The sequence below is a fragment of the Streptomyces sp. PA03-6a genome, from assembly GCF_033792765.1.
Lineage (GTDB): Bacteria > Actinomycetota > Actinomycetes > Streptomycetales > Streptomycetaceae > Actinacidiphila.
Map to the genome: position 1 here is coordinate 1 of NZ_JARAVK010000199.1, position 17,120 is coordinate 17,120.

The following is a 17,120-nucleotide window of genomic DNA, read 5'->3' on the forward strand; positions in this document are numbered from 1 at the left end:
CCCCCAGCCTTCGGCCGGGGGGAGGGAGGGCGGCGGGGAAACCGCCCGCCGCAGGCGCAAACAACCCGCACACAACCACCGGGCCGCAAGGGGCGCCCCGGGCCAGAGGCGCTAGCCGATGTGGAGCAGGAGCGTCCCGTCGGCCGCGACCTCGACGCGGACCTGGGCGAGCGTGTCGACGTGGACCGTGGGCTCGTGGGCCGCGGCGCGGGGGCCGACACCGACCACCCGCATGCCGGCGGCCTTCGCGGCCGCGATGCCGACCTCGGAGTCCTCGAAGACCACGCAGTCCTCGGGGCCGAAGCCCAGCTCGGCGGCGCCCTTGAGGAAGCCCTCCGGGTCCGGCTTGCTGGCGCTGACGCGCTCCGCGGTGACCATGACGGCAGGCATCGGGAGGCGGGCGGCGTCCATGCGGGCCCGGGCGAGGGCCTCGTCCGCGGAGGTCACCAGCGCGTGCGGGCGGCCCTGCAGCGCGGCCATGAAGGCCGGGGCGCCCTCGACCGGGACCACGCCGTCGACGTCGGCGGTCTCCTCGGCGAGCATGCGGGCGTTGTCGGCGTGGTTCTCCGCCATCGGGCGGTCCGGGAGCAGCACCGCCATCGTGGCGTAGCCCTGGCGGCCGTGGACGACCTTCATCACGGCGTCGCCGTCGAGCCCGTGCGTCGCGGCCCAGCGGCGCCAGCAGCGTTCGACCACGGCGTCGGAGTTGACCAGCGTGCCGTCCATGTCCAGCAGCAGGGCGCGGGCGGGGACGACGGTGGACGGCGACAGCATGGAACTCCCTCGGACGGACAAATCAAGTGGCCCGCCCGCCGGTCAGGGGAAACGGGCGGAGCCACTTTGTTCCTACACGATACAAAACCGTGCGGCGGTTCCGCCAGGGGGGGTGCCCGAACGCGGTCCCCGCCGGCGCCGGCCCCGCCTCACGGGCCCCGCGGGCCTCGGGGCGCGTCGTCCGTCCCGTCCACGTACTGCAGCAGTCCGTAGGTGAAGCCGGCGGTCCGGCGGCCGGCCCCCGGCGGGGCGTGCGGGTCGGTGAACTCCAGCCGCCAGCGGGTCGGGGCGTCGCCCTCCAGGGGCCGTGCGGGCGGGAACGCCCGGGCCACCTCGTCGACGGTGCAGGACCAAGGCGTGAGGTCGTCGAGGCCCGACAGCTGCGGCCCCCGCTCCCCCGGGGCGCGGACCAGCCACTCGTTCCAGACCGCCCCGCCGCCCGGGGCGCACAGCACCTCGAACCGCAGGGCAGGCCACAGCGGGACCCGCCACAGCAGCGCCGGGCAGGTCAGGTCGCCCACCTTCCGCCGGAGCACCGCCTCCGGCGGCCCGAGCACCGCGCGGTAGCGGCGCTCGCCGCGCGGGAAGCCCTTGGCGTGTCCCCATGCCTGCCAGCGGCGGTTCGCCTCCCGCATCTCGGTTCGGCTCGCCCCGAGCGTGCGCAGCGCCTCCTCCACCAGCTCGGGCCGGTGGTCGGCCATGCGCCGCAGCAGGACGAGCTGGAAGCCCCTGGGGCCGAAGTCGTCGATCGCCACGCTCCCATCCTGCCGGAGCGCCCCCGGGGCCGGACATGGCGGCGCCCGCCGCGGGACCTGGTCCCGGGGCGGGCGCTCACGGACGACGGAGGCCGGTCAGCCCCAGCCGTTCCCGTTCTCGTTGCCGTCGCCGGAGTCCGGGTCCGGTGTCGCGCCGGTCTTCGCCTCCAGGGCCGCCCGGGTGTTGGGCCCGTAGACGCCCTGCGGATCGCCCTTGACCCCGTAGAAGAACTGGAAGCGGGCCACGGCGTCGCCGACCTTCCGGTCGAATTCGCCGTTCGCGGGGCCGTAGTAGAGCCGCACCGCCTTGAGACGGTTCTGGAGGTCCACGACGGCCGGTCCGCTGTCACCGCGCTGCAGCGTCGCGGGCGCCGGCGGCGGCGCTGCCGAGCTGGGCGCCTGGGAGACCTGGCCGCTGGCGGACGCCGTCGGCTGCGACGTGGTGGCGCTGGGCGTCGGGGCGCCGGTCGTGGCCGAGGCCGAGGCGCTCGCGGACGCGAGCGTGGAGGGGGTGGCGCTGGGCGAGGCCGAGCGCGAGGCGGATGCCGAGGGCCGCGCGGAGGACGGCAGTTCGACCGCCGGCTCGGAGGCGCCCTGATCGGGTGCCGCCTCCGTACGGTCCGGCAGGCCGGTCAGCTGGGCGGTGAGGAAGACCGCGCCGACGGCGAGGCCGACCGCCCCGATGCCCGCGCCGGCGACGAGCGCACCGCGGCGGCGGCGATGGGCCCCGGCGCGGCGCCTGCTCACGGCACGGGACGGGTAGGGCACCAGTTCACGGGACGTGGCGGCGACCGGTACCGGCAGCCGGTCCGAGGAGACCGTGCCGAGGTCGATGACGTCGGTGTCCTCCTCCGGTCCAGCGGCCCCCGCGGCCTCCTCCGGCGGCACCGGCGCCAGGGGCGCGGTCGGCGGGTCCGCGTCCTGCGGTGGGAAGGCCTTGGCGGCCCCCGCCGCCACGGCGGCCGGGACGGCCTCCTCCGCGTCCGCGTACTCCTCCGGTCCCGGCACGTACGGCCGTACCCGGAGGGACTCGTACTCGTGCTCCTCCTGCGAAGCCGGTGATGCCGGCTTGTCAGACGCCACCGGCGCCCCCTCCCCATCCCCTGACAGACGCAGTGATTATGCAGACCGCGCATGCCCGGTGCCCAGCGCCTCCGTTCCCGACGGTCGTACAAACGGAGCCAATCTTGTGGAAAGGGTGTGAATATTTATAAGGAAGTGACGTGAACGCGGTACCGGAACGCCGGTGCCCGAGCGGAACGAGTCCGTATGGCGCAGGACGACACCACTTCCCCCGCAGGGCAGGCCATGGCGGACGGCCCGGGGGAAGTGACCGACAAGCGGTCCGTCCACGTCGCGATCGGCGCGCTCGCGCTCGGTCTGCTGCTCGCCGCCCTCGACCAGACGATCGTCTCCACCGCGCTGCCGACGATCGTCAGCGACCTGGGCGGGCTGAAGCACCTCTCCTGGGTGGTCACCGCCTACCTGCTGGCCTCCACCGCCGCCACCCCGCTGTGGGGCAAGCTCGGCGACATGTACGGACGGAAGAAGCTCTTCCAGTCCGTCATCGTGATCTTCCTGATCGGCTCGGCGCTGTGCGGCCTCTCCCGGAGCATGGGCGAGCTCATCGCCTTCCGCGCGCTGCAGGGCCTGGGCGGCGGCGGACTGATCGTCCTGTCGATGGCGATCGTGGGCGACATCGTGCCGCCGCGCGACCGGGGGCGCTACCAGGGCGTGTTCGGGGCCGTGTTCGGCGCGAGCAGCGTGCTCGGGCCGCTGCTGGGCGGGCTGTTCGTGGACACCCTCAGCTGGCGCTGGGTGTTCTACGTCAACCTGCCGCTGGGCATCATCGCGCTCGCCGTGATCGCGACCGTGCTCCACATCCCGGTGCGGCGGACCACGCACCGCATCGACTACGGGGGCATGGTGCTGGTGGCGGCCGCGGCGACCTGCCTGGTGCTGATGACCTCACTGGGCGGTACGACCTGGGCCTGGGGCTCCTGGCAGGTGGTCGGGCTCGCGGTGCTCGGCGTGCTGCTGGTCGCGGCCTTCGTCCAGGTCGAGCGGCGGGCCGAGGAACCGGTGCTGCCGTTGCGGCTGTTCCGCATCCGCACCTTCTGGATGTGCTCGGTGATCTCCTTCGTCGTCGGCTTCGCGATGTTCGGCTCGCTGACCTTCCTGCCGACCTTCCTCCAGGTCGTGCACGGCTACTCGCCGACCTGGTCCGGCGTGCACATGATCCCGATGGTGGTGGGCATGCTGGTGGCCTCCACCGCCTCCGGCCAGGTCGTCTCCCGCACCGGCCACTACAAGGTCTTCCCGATCGCCGGGACCGCCGTCACGATCGTCGGGCTGGTCCTGCTGCACGGGCTCGACGAGACCACACCGGTCTGGGCACTGAGCCTGTTCCTGCTCGTCTTCGGCCTCGGGCTCGGCCTGGTCATGCAGGTGCTGATCCTCGTCGTGCAGAACGCCGTCGGCTACGCCGACCTGGGCGCGGCCACCTCCGGCGCCACCTTCTTCCGCTCCATCGGGGCGGCCTTCGGCGTCTCCATCTTCGGCACCATCTTCTCGACCAACCTCGCCCGCGAGGTCACCGCCGCCCTCGCCGGGCTCACCCTGCCGCCCGGCTTCGACCCGGCGATGATCCAGTCCGATCCGCGCGGGGTGCGGCAGCTCCCGCCGTCCCTGCGCGACCCGGTGCTGCACGCGTACTCCACCGCCATCACCAGCGTCTTCCTGTGGGCGGTACCGGTCTGCGCGCTGGCCTTCGTCCTGGCCTGGTTCCTGAAGGAGCAGCCGCTGCGGCGCACCCTCACCGTGCCCGACGCGAGCGAGACGATCGGCACCAACCCCGTGGACCGCTCCTCCCTCGACGAGATCGCCCGCGGCCTGAGCGTCCTCGGCAGCCGCGAGGCCCGCCGCGACCTGTACGTACGGATCACCGCGCTGACCGGCCTCGGCCTCCAGCCCGCCTCCGCCTGGCTGCTGCTGTACATCGCCCGCACCGGCTCCGCCGACCCCGTCGACCTCGCCCTGCAGACCACGGTGCCGTACACGGTCATCGAGGGCGCCGCCTTCGAGGTCGAGGAACACCGCTACGCCGTCCGCCGGGGCAACCCGCTGTACCTCACCGAACGCGGTCAGGAGGTCGTGGCCCTGCTCACCGAGGCCCGCCGCAAGGTGCTGGCCGAACTCCTGGGCGACTGGAACCCCGAACGCCACGCCGACCTGGCCGCCCTGCTCACCCGACTGACCACCGAACTCTGCGGCCAGGACCAGGACCGCCCCGGCCCCCACCGCCCCCCGGCGTGAGCAGGCGGGGCGGCCGGGACCGGGACGGTCACCGCGGTGACGCGGCGAAGGCGGCGAGCGCGGTGAAGTCGGGCTCGCGCAGGCCGACACGCGGGTCGACGTGGTGCAGGAGTGCCGGACCGGGGTGGTGGGTGGCGACCCAGTCCGTGTCGGCGGGGCCCTGCTCGTCGTCGACCCAGGCGAAGCGGCGGCCGGCGGCGTACGCCACGAGCGCCTCGGTCTTCCAGTGCACGAGGTCGGGACGGTGCGCGAACAGCGCGGCGCCGAAGTCGACGTACGGCAGCTCGGGCAGGCCGATGACGGGCGCGATCCAGCGGTTGGCCTCCGCCATCCAGGTGGTGGCCCAGCAAAGGTCGAAACCCAGCCCGAGCAGCGCCTCGCCGTGCGCGGGGTTGAGCCACACCCGCAGCGGGCGGGCGGAGACGCCGGGCGCCGGCACCCGCAGCGTGGTGTAGCCCTCGGGCCGCCGGGTGCGCTTGGCCGCGTACGGGTTGAGGGGGCCGTCGACGTCGAGGAAGAGCAGCGGCCGGTCCATGGTCGCAGCCTGACGTGCGGTGATCGCGGACGGCAAGGCGGTTTCCCGGGCCGGAGGGCGGCGCCCCGCGGGCACGGGGCGCCGCGCGGGGTCAGGCCTGCTTCGGCGCGGCCTGCTGGACGACCTCGAAGGACCACAGGGTGGACCCGCTGGCGGCCGGCCTGGGCCGCTCCGCACCGCCCTCGCCGCCCTCGCGGTGCGCGGCCTGCATCGGGCCGGACATCCAGTTGCTGAAGTCCTCCTCGCTGCGCCACCGCGTGTACACGAGGTACTGGTCGGTGCCCTCGACCGGGCGCAGCAGCTCGAACCACTCGAAGCCGTCCGAGCTCTCCACGGCGCCCGCCCGTGAGGCGAACCGCTTCTCCAGGACCTCGCGCTGCTCGGCCGGGACGGTCAGTACGTTGATCTTGACGACGCTCATGCGTCCATCCTGCCTCAGCGCACGCGCATCGCCCGCCTAGCGGGCCGCGAACCACGCGCCGAGTGCACCACCCGCGGTGACCAGCAGCGTGAGGAACTTGTACGGCACGTGCTGCACTGTCAGGTGGAGTCCTCCGACTCGCAGCTCCAGAAAGGGTTGCGGCTTGCCCGATCCGTCGTTCGCCTGGCTCAACTCGGCCTCCGATACAGCCGTGCGGCCGTCGTCCCTTACGACCGCGACCAACCTACGGAACCGTAACCTACGGAACCGTAGGTTAGGTGGCCAAGTAACGCAGTTGGCCGAACGAGGACCGCGGTCCGTGAGAGTTCGATCGGGGGGAAATTCGCGTGCCCCCGGTCAGCCCCGCGTGTCACGCTGCCCGGCGGAATGTGTCGTCCCGAGCATGGAGGAGTGCGCTGTGTCCGAGAGCGGTGCGCATGCGGTGTCGGCCCTGTTCTCGCAGGGGCGGCTCACGGTCATCCCGCGCCGGGTGGCGCGGCGCGAGCAGTTGCTGCGGCATCTGACCGAGACCCTCTTCCGGCCCGGGCGGGACTACCACGAGCGCGAGGTCAACGAGGCGCTGCGCACGGTGCACGAGGACTGCGCGGCCCTCCGCCGCTACCTGGTGGAAGGCGGCTGGCTGGAGCGGTCGGCGGACGGGACCGCGTACCGCAGGACGCGCTGAGCCGCGGCCCCGGGCGGCCGGAGACCGCTGCGCGGCGGGCTCAGCGGCCGGCGCTGTCCCGCGGCTGACCGGGACCGGGAGCGGCCGGGCCGGGACCGCCCGGCGTGCCCTGCCGTTGCCCCGGTGCGAGCAGGACCACGCACACGGCGATGACCCACAGCCCGGCCAGCCCGAGGCCGATGAAGCCGGCGTACGGGATGAACATCAGCACGCCAAGGACGAAGGCCACCCAGCCCAGCCAGTGCGGCAGCGGGTCGCCGTCGCCGCGGGAGATCGCCAGCCCCGCCCCGAGCAGCATGACGCCGATCCCGGCCAGGATGGGCATGAACAGGTCGCTGCCGAGGGCGTTGAGCGCCTGGAGGGCGCCGCCGCCGACCAGGGCCCGGTCGCTGGCCTCGACCAGGCTGAGGGTGAGCCCGGCGCTGATCCAGAAGCCGAGGGCGGCCAGGATGCCGCCGGCGAAGGCGACCTGGGGCAGCCAGCCGGTGCGGTCGGACGTGGCCAGGACGTGCCGCAGGTAGCCGGCGAAGAAGACCAGGAAGAGTCCCGCGACGAGCAGCAGGTACAGGCCGACGCCCTGCCGCGTGTCGTGGGTGAGGTAGAACGCCCTGACCGCGACCCCCGAGCTGCCGATCCCCGGGGTGTCCCCCTGGAGCGCGTAGGAGACGGCGGCGAGGATCACGGCGGCCAGGCCGGTGAGCGGTCCGAGTCGCATCGGGGGGTCTCCGATCCGTCCGTTGGCCCCCCAGACCGGTTTCTGTCCGTACCGATGCTGTCACGGCTCGTGCGGGGCCGCCCATCGGCGGCGCCCACCCGGGGTGCGGACCGGTGCGGCTCAGCGGGCCTCGGCGACGGCGGCCCGCTCGGGCGTGGCCGCGGCCTGTGCGGGCAGCGTCACCGGGACGACCGTCTGGGCGCGGCGCTCCCGGCGGAAGACGTACGCGGCGAGGGAGCCGGAGCCGACCAGCGCGACGGCGGAGGTGGCGGTGCCGAGCCAGCCGGCGCCGAGCCACTGGCCGCCCGCGTAGCCCAGGCCCACGCTGTACGCGGCCCAGGCCAGGCCGGCCAGCGCCGACCAGGGCAGGAACTCGCGGATGCGGCGGTGCGCGGCGCCGGCGGTGAGGCTGACGACGGAGCGGCCGGCCGGGGCGAAGCGGGCGAGCACGACGAGCGCGCCACCGCCGCGGGACAGGACGGCACCCAGGATCTCCTGGGCGGTGGACAGCCGGCGGGAGTGCGCCACGTGCTGGTCGATCCACTCACCGCCGCGCCAGGCGAGGCGGTAGGCGGCCAGGTCGCCCAGGGTGGAGGCGACGGCCGCGCAGAGCAACAGGGCGAGCACGTCGAGGATGTCGTTGCCGCCGGCGGCGGTGCCGGCCGTGGCCGCCGAGATCAGCAGGACGCCGCTCGGCATCACCGGCAGGAAGACGTCGAGCACGATGGAGGCGGCTACCAGGGCGTAGATCCACGGTGAATCGAACAGGGAACCTGCTCCGATGAACACCGCGTCCTCCTCTCCCTGCGAGTGCGCGGCGCCACCGAGGTGTGAGGCGGTATCACGCAGAAGCGGTTCTTCTGCGATCCGCTCTCAGCCGTACAGCGTACGCCAGCCATGCTCCTGTGATCCCCTCGGGGCGCGTGACGTTTTCCTCATCTTCGATGGTGACGATCGGGAATAGCACGCGATTAACCGGGAGGGACGACAGAACGTCCCCGGAACGAGATGTTCCGCTCAGCCTCCGGCCCACATCATGGACATGCCACGCATTCGGCCCTCCGGCATCCGGCACCCGCCCTCGCACATGCGTACGCCCGCGACCGGCTGGCCCACTCCGGCGGGCCCGGAACACCACGCTCACCCGAATGAGTGAGTGCAGGGCGCTCCACCCGGTGGGTAGCTTCCGAGAGGAAAGCGGCAGAAGGCAGGGGGAACCACCGCACGAGAAACCTCGTTTCACCGTGAATTGATTGCCTAATCCACGCTTTTGTGCGCGTGGGCCATCGGGCCGCAAGGGAAGGACCATCCATGACGGTTGAGCCGGGTGTCGCGTCGGAGGCGGCGACGGAGAACGGCCAGTCCCAGCGGAGTCTGGGCACCGCTGCCGCGCGGAATTTGGCGACGACCACCAAATCCACGCCGCAGATGCAGGGAATCACATCGCGGTGGCTGCTGCGGGTGCTGCCGTGGGTCGAGGCCGCCGGCGGCGCCTACCGGGTCAACCGGAGGCTCAGCTACTCGGTGGGCGACGGAAGGGTGGACTTCGTCCAGACCGGCTCCGAGGTCCGGGTGATCCCGGCGGAGCTCGGCGAACTGCCGCTGCTGCGCGGCTTCACCGACGACGCGGTGCTGACCGCGCTCGCCGGGCAGTTCGAGCAACGGGAGTTCACGGCCGGGGAGACGCTCGTGGCCGCCGGGCAGCCGGCCGACCACGTCTTCCTCGTCGCCCACGGCAGGATCGACAAGCTGGCCCCGGCCAAGTGGGACGGCCAGGGCGTGATCGGCAGCATCGCCGACGGCGACCACTTCGGCTCCGAAGGGCTGGCCGGCCCCGACAGCACCTGGGACTACACCGCCAGGGCGGCCACCGCCGTCACCGTGCTCGCCCTGCCGCGCCAGGCCTTCCAGGCCGTCATGCAGCAGGCCGACGGGCTGCGCGAGCACGTCGCGGGCTTCGTCACCGGCACCCAGCAGGCGCAGAACAAGTACGGCGAGAAGGCCATCGAACTGGCCTCGGGCCACGTCGGGGAACCTGACCTGCCCGGCACCTTCGTGGACTACGACCTCTCCCCGCGCGAGTACGAACTGAGCGTCGCGCAGACCGTGCTGAAGGTCCACACCCGCGTCGCCGACCTGTACAACCAGCCCTACAACCAGGTCGAGCAGCAGGTGAAGCTGACCGTCGAGGCACTGCGCGAACGGCAGGAGCACGAACTGCTCAACAACCGGGAGTTCGGGCTGCTGCACAACGCCGACTACCGGCAGCGCATCACCACGCACTCCGGACCGCCCACCCCCGACGACCTCGACGAACTGATCAGCCGGCGCCGCAACGCCCAGTACCTGCTGGCCCATCCGCGGGCCATCGCGGCCATCGGAAGGGAATTCAACAGCCGCGGTCTGGTACCGCACACCATCGATTTCCACGGCCACCACGTGCCGTCCTGGCGCGGAATCCCGATCCTCCCCTCCAACAAGATCCCGATTTCCCGGGAGAACACCACCTCGATCCTGGTGATGCGCACCGGCGAGGACAACCAGGGCGTGATCGGCCTGCACCAGACGGGAATTCCTGACGAGTACGAGCTGGGCCTCTCGGTGCGTTTCATGGGGATCGACGAGAAGGCGATCATCTCCTATCTCGTCAGCACCTACTATTCGGCGGCCGTCCTCGTCCCCGACGCCCTCGGCGTCCTGGAGAACGTGGAGATCGCGCGTCCCGGAGCCTAGGCCCGGAGCCTGGCCCCAGCGCGCACGCGGCCTCCGGGAGCGGCGGCGCGTGCTCGTGGCGGGGCGGGCGGCCCCGGCTGCCCCGCACCGTCCGCCACGAGCACGGCCGTCGGCCCGCCGAACCCCCGGGCGGGGCGGGGGTTTTCCCCACCCCGCTTTCGGTGGGCGGCCTGATTCCGGGCACATCGGACGCTCCGTAGCGTCCTGGGTATGACGAAGAGCACCCGCACGTTGAGGACCCTCGCCGCCGCCGCGGGCGTCGTGGCACTGATCGGTACGGCGTCCGCCTGCGCGAACGCCTCCGACGACAGCGAGCCGGAGCGCAAGAGCTTCGCGCTCGACGGGAACGAACTGACCATCGACTCCTCCGACAGCAAGGTGGTGGTGAAACCGGCCGACGTGGACGAGATCCAGGTCACCCGGTGGTTCGACGGCTGGGCCGTGTTCGGCGACACGCCGAAGGCCACCTGGTCGATGCACGGGCACACCCTGACCTTCCGCACCAAGTGCCAGGGCGCCGTGCAGGACTGCTCGGTGCGCCACGAGGTGCTGGTGCCGCGCGGGGTCCGCCTGACGGTGGTCAACGGCGACGGCAGCGTGGAGGCGAGCGGCTTCAGCACCCCGCTGGAGCTCACCACGGGCGACGGCTCGGTGGTCGTCCGGGACGTGACCGGCCCGCTCCGGCTCTCCAGCGGCGACGGCCGGATCGACGCCGGCGGCATCCGCTCCCGCGAGGTCAGCGCCCACACCTCGGACGGCTCGGTGAAGCTGGCCTTCGACAAGGTGCCCGACCTCGTCGAGGCGACGACCGGCGACGGCCGGGTCAGCGTCGTGCTGCCCCACCAGAGCTACAAGGTCTCCGCACGCTCCGGCGACGGGCACGTCAGCGTGGACGTCCCCCGCGACGACACCAGCGGCCACGTCGTGACGGTCCGTACGGGCGACGGCTCGGTGAGCGTCACGGAAGCCGGCCGCTGACCGCAACCGCCCGGCCCGTGTATTCGTCCCAGCCAGGTGGGAGACTGGAGCGGACAACCACCGGCGGCGGACCTGCGGGAGAGGGCGACTGTGACGACGGCACGCTCGTGGTGGCGGCGCGGGGACAACCTGCGCGCCGACGCCCAGGCCGCGAAGGACGCCGCCGCCGAGGCGTTCTACGAGCTGGACACCGCCCAGCGCGACCTGGTGATCTCCATAGAGACCATCACCGCCGTCGACAGCTCCCCCGCCGCGCGGCGCGCGAGCGATGACTTCCGGGCACTGGGCGAGCGCATCGACCAGGTCAGCGCCGCCTACATCGCGGCGGTGGACGCCTACGACCTGGACCGCGACGAGTTGGAGGCCGCCACCGCGGCCCGCGCCCGTACCGAGCTCACCAAGGCGAAGGACGACCTGGTCCGCGCCAGGACCGACCTGGACGCCTTCGCGCGTGGGCTCGGCCCGCTGCTGGACAAGGCCGAGACCCAGCTCGCCCGCCTCGCCCCCGCCGTCGAACGGGCCCGCCAGGCCCTGCTCGCCGCGTCCAACGCGCTGGACGCCGTACGGGCATCGGGTCTTCGCGCCGACGACCTCGCGGCCCGGCTGGCGGCCCTCGGCCCGGAGCTGACCAAGCTCAACCAGGGCGCCGGCACGCACGGCGTGCAGGAGACCATCCGGCGCGCCGACGAGGTGCTGCGCACGGCCGAGGCCATCCGCGCGGAGGCCGAACGCCTGCCCGAGCGGGCCCGTGAGATCGACAAGCGGATCGTGTCGCTGCGGACCCGGACCCAGGCCCTGGCGACCCGCACGGAGGGCGTCGATCCGGTCCTGAGCGAGCTGCGCCGCCGGTTCAGCATGGCGTGCTGGCAGGACCTGCAGCACGTGCCGGAGCGGGCGACGGAGGCCGTGGGCCGCGCGGAGCAGAAGCTCTCGGAGGCGGCGAAGGCCCGCGACGAGCAGCGCTGGCCGGACGCGACGGCCCTGCTCGGCACGGTGCGGGCGCTGCTCGACGACGCCGACGCGGCGGTGTCCGCGGCCGGCGACCGGCTGCGGCGGCTCAACGAGGTCAGCAAGGACCCGCACGGCGAGATCGAGCGGACCCGGTTCGCCGTCCGGGACGCCCAGCGGCTCGCCATGCAGGGCCGTACGACACCTGAGCAGCGGCACGCGCGCCCCCTCGACGAGGCCGTCGCCCGGCTCGACCGCGCCGTCGACGGTCTCCAGGGCCGGCACCCCGACTGGTGGCACTTCCTCACCGAGACCGCAGCGGTGCGCGACATGGCGGCCCGGGTCGTCGCCGCGATCCGCGAGGACCGCGCCTCGGGACGCTAGCCGTACGCGGTGGGCCACCGGCGCCCAGCCACCGCCACTACCGCCCGGCGCAGGACAGCGCGGCGCGGATCTCGGCGGCGGGGTCGCCCTCGTGGTAGACCCGCTCGCTCGGTTCGATGTTGTCCAGGAACTCCTGGTAGCGGACGGCGTACAGCAGATGCGCCAGCGGCTCGCCCACCGTGAGCGCCCGCCGGGGGTCGGCCGCGGGCAGCAGTGCCGACCAGGTCAGGACCCAGGCCTCGGCGGCGGCCTCCCAACTGCGTGGGTCGAGGAACCCCTTTGGTCGCAGGCCGTCGAGGACGGGGTGGCCGTAGTGGCTGTCGGCGAAGTCCACCACGACGACGCGCCGCCCGTCGCAACGCCAGTTCCCCGGGTGGAAGTCACCGTGCACGACGGTGTGCGGCAGCCCGCAGGCGTCCAAGTCCGCGACGAGCGCGGGCAGTCGCCCGGCCAGCCTGCGGGCCCGGGTCCGCTCCGCCGGGGTGAGTTCACGGCCGGCCTGGCCGTCCAGCAGCCGGTGCACCCGGGCGGCCAGGGTCCGTGGTGTGCGGTCGGGCAGCCCGGCGGGCGCCGTCTTCGTGGCGAGCGCGGCCTGGGCGGACGCCAGCCGCCGCGCGGCGGCCGCCGCGACCTGCGGGGCGGCCCGCCGGCAGTCGTCGCCGGGCACGTGCCCGAGCAGCACCCTCCGCCGCGGGGTGTCCGCCGCCAGGACCTCGGGGACGAACGCCCGGTCCACTGCGGCGAAGAGCCCGATGACGGTGGCCTCGCAGGCGTTGAAGCGGGGGCTGGTCGTCTTCAGCCAGGCCGTGCGGCCGTCGCCGGTCGTCATGCGGAACAGCCCGGACAGGTTCCACGTCCTGACCTGCTCGGCCGTGCCACCGCCCAGCACGCCGTGCGCCCAGGCCAGGGCCTCGCGCAGGCCCGGCGCCGTCGCCCAGTCGGCCCGCAGCTCCTCCGGGCCCGGGAGCGCACGGTCGCCGCCGCGGCCCGCGGGCCCGAGCGGCACTCCGTCGGGCGGCCTGCGCAGTGCCTCGGCGTGGTACGTCACCGCGCCGTCGCGCCCGCCTTCACCGCCCTCGACCGCGACCAGCCGCAGCACGGCCACGGGTACGCCGAGCAGGGCCTCCAGGCGTGCCACGACCTCCGTGACGTCGCACCACCAAGGGCCCGCGACGGTGAAGGGGCCGTATCCGCCCAGCCGTTCGCCGTCGTACGTCACCACGACGTCGACCACGCGTCCTGCCGCCTGCTGCTGCGTCACCCGGGCAGTGTCACGCGCGGGGCGCCGTCCCGCGAGGGTCATCCGGCCCCGTCGCGGCCCGTCAGCCGCAGCAGCCTCCGCCGCAGCAGCCCCCGCCGCCCGCGGCCGGGCGGGGGGCGGCCGCCGCGGAGGCGGCGGCGGTGCCGCCGACCGCGACCGTCGACAGGAGCTTGACCGTGTCGTCGTGCCCGGCGGGGCACTCCGCCGGCGCGGCGGACTCCGCCATCGGGCGGCTCAGCTCGAACGTGGTGCCGCAGGAGCGGCAGCGGTACTCGTAACGGGGCATGGGCACAGATTAACCACGGCTCACAGCTTGCGCGCCAGGGTCAGTCCGTCCGCCACGGTCAGCAGCAGCCCCTCGACGCGCCCGTCGGCCGCGACGCGGTCGTTGAACGCCCGGATCCCCGCCGTGTCACCGGTGGCGCGCGGGTCCACGACCCGTCCGTGGAAGAGCGTGTTGTCGGCGGCGATGATCCCGCCGGGCCGCATCCGCGGCACCAGCTCCTCCCAGTAGTTGACGTAGTTGCCCTTGTCGGCGTCGAGGTAGACCAGGTCGATCCACGGATCGCGCGGCAGCGCCCGCAGCGTGTCCAGGGCGGGCGCGATCCGCAGGTCCACGCGGTCGGCGACACCGGCCTTGGCCCAGGCCTCCCGGGCGACCGCGGTCCACTCCTCGGAGATGTCGCAGGCGATCAGGCGCCCGTCCGCGGGCAGCGCCTGCGCCATGGACAGGGCGGAGAAGCCGGTGAAGGTACCGACCTCCACGACCTGCCGGGCGCCGGTCAGCCGCACCAGGAAGGCCAGCAGCGGACCCTGCTCGCGCGCCGACTGCATGCCCGCCGCGTCACCGAAGCGGGTGCGCGTGATCTCGACCAGTTCCTCCTGGACCGGGTCCAGGGGCGGATTGTGCTCGAGGACATACGCGTACAGTTCGGGCGTGAGCTGCGGGTTCTTGGTCTCGGGCACGGCTGCTCCTTAAGGTGGCGGCATGTACGTGGATGACGTCCTCGCCCTGGTGCCCAGCATGCCAGGCAGGCGGGTGCTCCTGGGGTTGGCGGGCGCGCCCGCGGCGGGCAAGTCGACCCTGGCCCGTTCGCTGGTGGCGGGGGTCGACGCACGGCTCGGCGCGGGTACGGCGGCGTACGTGCCGATGGACGGCTTCCACCTCTCCAACGCCCAGCTCGACCGGCTCGGACTGCGCGGCCGCAAGGGCGCGCCGGAGACCTTCGACGTGGACGGCTACGTCCACCTGCTGCGGCGGCTGCGCTCGTGGCAGGGCCGCGCCGTCTACGCGCCGGACTTCGACCGGGACCTCGACGAGCCGGTCGCGGCGGGGATCGCCGTACTCCCCCAGGCCCGGCTGGTGGTGACGGAGGGGAACTACCTGGCCGACGACGGCGCCGGCTGGCACGAGGTCAGGGACCTGCTGGACGAGCTGTGGTTCGTCGAGGCCGAACCCGAGGTGCGTGAGGACCGGCTGCTGGCCCGGCATGTGACGGGCGGTCGCACGGAGGCGGAGGCCCGGGCCTTCATCGAGGCCAGCGAACGGCCGAACGCGCTGCGCGTCGAGGCGACGCGCAGCGCGTGCACACGGGTGGTGCGGACCGGCGGCGTCAGCGGCGCGCCACGCTGAGCATCCGGCGCAGGATCTCCTCCCCCGCCGCCACGCCGGGCAGGGTCAGCGCGTCGACGTGCGGCGCGCCCCAGCCGGTGTCGGCGAGTTCACCGTGGCCGGGACGCCAGGCGGTGTGAGCGGCGAGCAGCAGCTCCGCGTCCAGGAGGGAGTCGCCCGCGGCGAGCACGTGGTCGGCGCCGGTACGGCGGACGACCTCGGCCAGCGCCGCCGACTTGGTGAGCGGCTTGGGCACGGCGTAGACCTTGCGGCCCTGCAGCGAGACCGTCCAGCCGCGCTCCTCCGCCCATTCGGCGAGGTCCTTCACCCAGCGCTCGGGCAGCAGCGACCGCTCCACGACCAGGTAGACGAACAGGTCCTCGGCGACGCGTTCCTTGCGCAGCCAGGTCTCGTCGCAGGTGCGGGCCATGAACTCGCGGACCTCGGCCAGCGGCGCGCAACCCTCGTCGAGGCGGCGGCGCATCTCGGCGTTCCAGTCGTGGTCGGTGTGCCCCTTGACCAGGATGTGCCCGCCGTTGGCGCAGATCGCGTACCGGGGCACGGGGCCCGGGAGGTTGATGCGCCGGTACTGCTTGCGGGTGCGGGTCGTCGCCGGGACGAACTCGGCGGCGGCCGCGAGCCGCTGGATCAGCGCGGCGGCGTTCTCGGTCATGAAGGACAGCGGCCGGCCCTCGTGGACCTCGACGCACAGCAGCCGCGGCGCCTCCTCGTCGGCCATGGACAGGGCCAGGGCCGACGGCGAGTAGATGAGGGTGCGGTCCAGGTCGCTGGCGACGAGGGACTTCACGATCTCGGGGCGCTGCTTCACTTGGCCTCCACCGCCTTGCCGTCCGTTCCGGTCGCGCCCCGGGTGAAGCGCGGGTGGATCAGCCCGACGCACGAGTACGGCAGGTCGTCCACCTCCTCCACCGGGACGCCGCGCTGCTCGGCGAGCAGCCGGATGTGCGCCAGGTCCTGTCCTGCGCCGCGCCGGGCGAGCACCCGCCACGGCACGCGGCGCAGCAGCACCCGGGTGGTCTCGCCGACGCCCGGCTTGACCAGGTTGACGTCCCCGATCCCGTACTCCTCGCTGATCCGCTCGACCGCGGCCCACCCCTCCCAGGTGGGCGTGCGGTCGCCGGCCTGGAGCTCCTTGACGTCCCGGGCGACCTCGTCGGTCACGGCGGCGAAGCGGGCCGAGACCTCGTCCAGGAAGAGGCCGGAGACGTCCGAGCCGGCCAGCTCGCGGTAGAACTTGGCGCCGTGGAACTCGTCGGGGCCGATCAGGTCGGCGCGCAGCACGGTGCGCGAGACGAGGCCGGAGACCGTGGAATTCAGGCACGCGGACGGGATGAGGAAGTCGTCGCGGGTGCCGAAGGTGCGGACGCACGAGCCGGGGTCGGCGAGCACCGCGATCTCCGGGTCGAAGCCCCCGTACGGGGCCACGGCGTCGGCCAGTTCGCGGGTGATGGCGCCCTTGCCGGTCCAGCCGTCCACGAACACCGCCCGCGCGGGGTCGTGGTGCTCCGCCAGCCAGCGCAGGGCGGTGGTGTCGATGCCCCGGCCGCGGACGATGGACACGGCGTAGTGCGGCAGGTCCAGGCCGTGCGCGTGCCGGGCCCAGCGGCGCATCAGCACGCCGACCGGGGTGCCCGCCCGGGCCAGCGACACCAGGACGGCGTCCGGTCCGCGTTCGGCGAGCACCAGTTCGGTCACGGCACCGACGGCGCGGGCGATCCGGCCCGCGGATTCCGCCAGCGCGACCCGGAACAGCTCCTGGTACTCGGCGCTGGGCTGGTACTCCACGGGCAGCGACTCCGCGTAGTGCGCCCCGCCGCTCTGGATCGCCTCCTCGCGCTCCTCGGTCGGCGCCTCCAGTTCGGTCTCGGAGAGGTCCTTCAGCAGCCAGCCGACCTCGTCGGGCGCGTACGAGGAGAACGCCGGCCCGCGCAGCGGCTCCGGGAGCGTCGGGGCGGCGTTCTCCTCGTACGCGCCCGACGAGGT

General features: G+C 73.6%; 19 protein-coding genes. 6 read left to right on the forward strand and 13 right to left on the reverse strand.

The window, feature by feature from the left end; translation table 11 throughout:
- Positions 1-111: 111 nt before the first annotated feature.
- The 3 genes from PV350_RS34325 to PV350_RS34335 form a co-directional block, all read right to left on the reverse strand.
- On the reverse strand, positions 112-774 hold the full coding sequence (locus tag PV350_RS34325) for an HAD-IA family hydrolase (RefSeq protein WP_500337501.1): 663 nt from the start codon (positions 772-774) through the stop codon (positions 112-114).
- 149 nt (positions 775-923) lie between these two features.
- Positions 924-1,475 carry a hypothetical protein gene (locus PV350_RS34330; RefSeq protein WP_499516821.1) on the reverse strand — a complete coding sequence of 184 codons (552 nt, stop codon included), beginning with the start codon at positions 1,473-1,475 and terminating at the stop codon, positions 924-926.
- Positions 1,476-1,625: 150 nt separating this feature from the next.
- Positions 1,626-2,612, reverse strand: coding sequence for a peptidoglycan-binding domain-containing protein (locus PV350_RS34335; RefSeq protein WP_500337502.1), 987 nt, complete (start codon positions 2,610-2,612; stop codon positions 1,626-1,628).
- Positions 2,613-2,798: 186 nt separating this feature from the next.
- Between PV350_RS34335 and PV350_RS34340 the strand changes: the two genes are divergently transcribed.
- The gene (locus tag PV350_RS34340; protein ID WP_500337503.1) at positions 2,799-4,844 is read left to right on the forward strand and encodes an MFS transporter; all 2,046 of its coding nucleotides are present in this window, start codon (positions 2,799-2,801) and stop codon (positions 4,842-4,844) included.
- A gap of 28 nt (positions 4,845-4,872) precedes the next feature.
- Here the strand turns inward: PV350_RS34340 and PV350_RS34345 are convergent, their stop codons facing one another.
- The 3 genes from PV350_RS34345 to PV350_RS34355 form a co-directional block, all read right to left on the reverse strand.
- Positions 4,873-5,379, reverse strand: a complete 507-nt coding sequence (locus PV350_RS34345) for a hypothetical protein (protein ID WP_499511667.1) — start codon at positions 5,377-5,379, stop codon at positions 4,873-4,875.
- Between the two features lie 91 nt (positions 5,380-5,470).
- Positions 5,471-5,800 carry an antibiotic biosynthesis monooxygenase family protein gene (locus tag PV350_RS34350; RefSeq protein ID WP_499511668.1) on the reverse strand — a complete coding sequence of 110 codons (330 nt, stop codon included), beginning with the start codon at positions 5,798-5,800 and terminating at the stop codon, positions 5,471-5,473.
- 36 nt (positions 5,801-5,836) lie between these two features.
- On the reverse strand, positions 5,837-6,043 hold the full coding sequence (locus PV350_RS34355; protein WP_499511669.1) for a hypothetical protein: 207 nt from the start codon (positions 6,041-6,043) through the stop codon (positions 5,837-5,839).
- A 160-nt stretch (positions 6,044-6,203) separates the two neighbouring features.
- On the opposite strand from PV350_RS34355, the gene PV350_RS34360 reads away from it, so the two are divergent.
- On the forward strand, positions 6,204-6,485 hold the full coding sequence (locus PV350_RS34360) for a DUF2087 domain-containing protein (protein ID WP_499511670.1): 282 nt from the start codon (positions 6,204-6,206) through the stop codon (positions 6,483-6,485).
- Between the two features lie 40 nt (positions 6,486-6,525).
- Here PV350_RS34360 and PV350_RS34365 read toward each other — a convergent pair whose 3' ends face one another.
- Positions 6,526-7,200, reverse strand: a complete 675-nt coding sequence (locus PV350_RS34365; protein WP_499511671.1) for a hypothetical protein — start codon at positions 7,198-7,200, stop codon at positions 6,526-6,528.
- A gap of 120 nt (positions 7,201-7,320) precedes the next feature.
- The gene (locus PV350_RS34370) at positions 7,321-7,989 is read right to left on the reverse strand and encodes a DedA family protein (RefSeq protein WP_499511672.1); all 669 of its coding nucleotides are present in this window, start codon (positions 7,987-7,989) and stop codon (positions 7,321-7,323) included.
- A 522-nt stretch (positions 7,990-8,511) separates the two neighbouring features.
- Between PV350_RS34370 and PV350_RS34375 the strand changes: the two genes are divergently transcribed.
- From PV350_RS34375 to PV350_RS34385, 3 genes are all read left to right on the forward strand, one after another.
- On the forward strand, positions 8,512-9,933 hold the full coding sequence (locus tag PV350_RS34375) for a family 2B encapsulin nanocompartment shell protein (protein ID WP_500337504.1): 1,422 nt from the start codon (positions 8,512-8,514) through the stop codon (positions 9,931-9,933).
- Positions 9,934-10,143: 210 nt separating this feature from the next.
- Positions 10,144-10,911, forward strand: coding sequence for a DUF4097 family beta strand repeat-containing protein (locus tag PV350_RS34380; RefSeq protein ID WP_499511674.1), 768 nt, complete (start codon positions 10,144-10,146; stop codon positions 10,909-10,911).
- 90 nt (positions 10,912-11,001) lie between these two features.
- On the forward strand, positions 11,002-12,243 hold the full coding sequence (locus PV350_RS34385) for a hypothetical protein (RefSeq protein WP_499511675.1): 1,242 nt from the start codon (positions 11,002-11,004) through the stop codon (positions 12,241-12,243).
- Positions 12,244-12,280: 37 nt separating this feature from the next.
- Here the strand turns inward: PV350_RS34385 and PV350_RS34390 are convergent, their stop codons facing one another.
- From PV350_RS34390 to PV350_RS34400, 3 genes are all read right to left on the reverse strand, one after another.
- On the reverse strand, positions 12,281-13,504 hold the full coding sequence (locus PV350_RS34390; protein ID WP_500337505.1) for an aminoglycoside phosphotransferase family protein: 1,224 nt from the start codon (positions 13,502-13,504) through the stop codon (positions 12,281-12,283).
- A gap of 61 nt (positions 13,505-13,565) precedes the next feature.
- Positions 13,566-13,790 (reverse strand): FmdB family zinc ribbon protein, encoded by a 225-nt coding sequence (locus PV350_RS34395; RefSeq protein WP_499511677.1) that lies wholly within the window; start codon positions 13,788-13,790, stop codon positions 13,566-13,568.
- A 20-nt stretch (positions 13,791-13,810) separates the two neighbouring features.
- Positions 13,811-14,470, reverse strand: coding sequence for an O-methyltransferase (locus PV350_RS34400; protein WP_499511678.1), 660 nt, complete (start codon positions 14,468-14,470; stop codon positions 13,811-13,813).
- 22 nt (positions 14,471-14,492) lie between these two features.
- Between PV350_RS34400 and PV350_RS34405 the strand changes: the two genes are divergently transcribed.
- A complete protein-coding gene (locus PV350_RS34405; protein WP_499511679.1) occupies positions 14,493-15,137 on the forward strand; it encodes a nucleoside/nucleotide kinase family protein in 645 nt (214 codons plus the stop codon).
- Here PV350_RS34405 and PV350_RS34410 read toward each other — a convergent pair.
- Positions 15,118-15,945, reverse strand: a complete 828-nt coding sequence (locus PV350_RS34410) for an HAD family hydrolase (RefSeq protein WP_499511680.1) — start codon at positions 15,943-15,945, stop codon at positions 15,118-15,120. The genes PV350_RS34405 and PV350_RS34410 overlap by 20 nt on opposite strands.
- The coding region (locus tag PV350_RS34415) for a cysteine protease StiP family protein (RefSeq protein WP_500337506.1) at positions 15,942-17,120 on the reverse strand (1,179 nt) is incomplete at its 5' end. The genes PV350_RS34410 and PV350_RS34415, both read right to left, overlap by 4 nt.

Excerpts from the sequence above, each read along its gene's own strand:
- PV350_RS34405 (WP_499511679.1), top strand. The coding sequence starts at position 14,493 with ATGTACGTGGATGACGTCCTCGCCCTGGTGCCCAGCATGCCAGGCAGG.
- PV350_RS34395 (WP_499511677.1), bottom strand. The coding sequence starts at position 13,790 with ATGCCCCGTTACGAGTACCGCTGCCGCTCCTGCGGCACCACGTTCGAG.
- PV350_RS34340 (WP_500337503.1), top strand. The coding sequence starts at position 2,799 with ATGGCGCAGGACGACACCACTTCCCCCGCAGGGCAGGCCATGGCGGAC.
- PV350_RS34330 (WP_499516821.1), bottom strand. The coding sequence starts at position 1,475 with ATGGCCGACCACCGGCCCGAGCTGGTGGAGGAGGCGCTGCGCACGCTC.
- PV350_RS34375 (WP_500337504.1), top strand. The coding sequence starts at position 8,512 with ATGACGGTTGAGCCGGGTGTCGCGTCGGAGGCGGCGACGGAGAACGGC.
- PV350_RS34360 (WP_499511670.1), top strand. The coding sequence starts at position 6,204 with ATGGAGGAGTGCGCTGTGTCCGAGAGCGGTGCGCATGCGGTGTCGGCC.
- PV350_RS34380 (WP_499511674.1), top strand. The coding sequence starts at position 10,144 with ATGACGAAGAGCACCCGCACGTTGAGGACCCTCGCCGCCGCCGCGGGC.
- PV350_RS34345 (WP_499511667.1), bottom strand. The coding sequence starts at position 5,379 with ATGGACCGGCCGCTGCTCTTCCTCGACGTCGACGGCCCCCTCAACCCG.
- PV350_RS34365 (WP_499511671.1), bottom strand. The coding sequence starts at position 7,200 with ATGCGACTCGGACCGCTCACCGGCCTGGCCGCCGTGATCCTCGCCGCC.
- PV350_RS34325 (WP_500337501.1), bottom strand. The coding sequence starts at position 774 with ATGCTGTCGCCGTCCACCGTCGTCCCCGCCCGCGCCCTGCTGCTGGAC.
- PV350_RS34350 (WP_499511668.1), bottom strand. The coding sequence starts at position 5,800 with ATGAGCGTCGTCAAGATCAACGTACTGACCGTCCCGGCCGAGCAGCGC.